This is a genomic window from Kitasatospora sp. MBT66 (assembly GCF_000710405.2).
GTDB lineage: Bacteria > Actinomycetota > Actinomycetes > Streptomycetales > Streptomycetaceae > Kitasatospora > Kitasatospora purpeofusca.
In genome coordinates, this window is the sequence record NZ_JAIY01000003.1 from 252,763 (window position 1) to 254,758 (window position 1,996).

Sequence of the window (1,996 nt, forward strand, 5' to 3'; positions counted from 1 at the left end):
CCCCGACCGCCCCGGCCGCCCCGGCCGCCGCCCCCCGGGGCCCCGTCCGGCCGGGGCTCCGCTTCGTGCCCGGCCTGCTGGATCCGGGCAACCCGGCGCTCGCCCAGGCCGGCGGTCCGCCCGGGCGTCGGCTCGTCGTGGTCGACGCCCGGGTGCACGAGCTGCACGGCCACCGGCTCCACCACTACCTGGACGCCCGGGGCGTGGACCACGAGACGCTGGTGCTGCCCGGCCACGAACAGGTGAAGACCATGGACGCGGTGTTCCAGGTCGCCGACCGGACGGCCTCCTTCGGGATCTCCCGCCGGGGCGCGCCGGTGCTGGCGGTCGGCGGCGGCGTGCTGGCCGAGGTGGTCGGGCTCGCCTGCACCCTCTACCGCCGTTCCACGCCGTTCGTGCGGGTCCCCACCACCCTGCACGGCCTGGTCGCGCACCGTCCCGGGGTCGAGACGCTGGTCGACCCGGCCTTCCTGGTCACCCTGGGGCGCCGCCACGTCGCCAGCGGTCTCGCCGAGGTCCTCAAGGTGGCGCTGATCGCGGACGCGGAGCTGTTCGCGTTGCTGGAGCGGCGCGGCCGGGACCTGCTCGACACCCGGTGCCAGGCCGCCGGCATCGGCGCCGCCGTGCTCGCGCGCGTCGTCCACGCAACGGCGTTCGACTGCGGCGCCGCTGACGGCAGGCACTACGGGCACATCTTCAGCCCGACGCTGGAGACGCGCGCGCTGCCGGAACTGCTGCACGGCGAGGCGGTCTGCGTCGACATGGCGCTGAGCACGGTGGTCGCCCGGCGGCGCGGCCTGGTCGACGCGGAGCAGGCCGAACGGATCCTCCGGCTGATGCGGCGGCTCGAACTGCCGGTCCGGCACCCGCTGCTGGAGTCGATCACGCTCGGCGGGGCACTCGCCGACACCGTGCGGCGCCGCGACGGACGGCGGTGGCTGCCGTTGCCGTCCGGGATCGGCGCGGGGGTGCTCGTCGACGACCTGGACGGGCGCGAACTCGTCGGCGCGGCCGGGTGGCTGCGCGCCTGGTCGGCGGTGGCGGACGCGGCGCCGACGCTCGACGGCTGACAGCCTCCACCTCTCCGCCCCCCGAACCGGCCGCCCCGCCCCAACGGCCCGGGTGTCCCGCCCACCGGGCAGGGCGCGGACGGGCCCCGGGGCTCAGGCGCCCGGGGCGACGGGCGCGACACGCTGGGCCTCCGACCCCGAACGGGAGGAGGCCCCCATGCGTCGCAGTGCCCGGTTGGACCGGCGGATCCAGGCCGGTGCCGCGCACCTCACCCTCGCGGTTCGCGACGGCGAGCACGCCTGGGGCGAACTGGGCGGGCGGATCGCCGAGTTCGAGGCCCAACGGTTTGTCCTCGTCACCGACGGCACCGCACCCCCGGGGCAGTTGGCCCGCGTCCGCGCACTCGCTGCCGCCCGGGCACCCACCGTCCTGCACGAGCTCCCCGCGCGGCCCCGCGGCACCGCTCCGGGCACCGACGGCCGGGCGGACGCCGATACCCTCCCCGACGGCACGGTGATCGCGGTCGGAGGCGAACGCGCCTGCGCCGTCCCGGCCGCCGTCCGGGTGCCCACCGACCTCGCCGCCGCCTGCGGTCCCGCCCTCGTCCTGCACCGTCCGGTCCCGGCCGCCCTGGCCTGGGTGCGTTCCGACCTGCTCGCCGCCGGGCCCGCCGCACGGACCCGGGCCGGGCTCGTCGCCGTCGTCCGGCATGTGCTGGCCGTCTGCCCCGCCCACTGCCCGGCGCTCGCGGACCTGCTCACGCCCGGAGCCCGCCACGACGCGCGGACGCTGACCGCCCTGCTCGCCCTGTGCGCCGACGCCCGGTCCGCCCTGGTCTGCTTCGACCCGGACGAGACCGGCCCCGCCCTCGCCCTCGGCTACGGCCGCAGCCTCGCCGCCGCCGTGCGGGCAACGCTCGGCCCCGCCCTCGCGCCCGGCGACGCCGACGCCCTGGGCCTGCTGCTCGCCGCCGCGGTGGCGGCCC

General features: G+C 78.5%; 1 protein-coding gene and 1 pseudogene. Both read left to right on the plus strand.

Annotation, left to right across the window (positions count from 1 at the left end; all coding sequences use genetic code 11):
* A partial coding sequence (locus BI06_RS03065; RefSeq protein WP_051740167.1) for a hypothetical protein occupies nucleotides 1–1,070 on the plus strand: 1,070 nt, incomplete at its 5' end.
* 157 nt (nucleotides 1,071–1,227) lie between these two features.
* A pseudogene (locus BI06_RS50240) lies at nucleotides 1,228–1,996 on the plus strand (hypothetical protein); the annotation flags it as partial.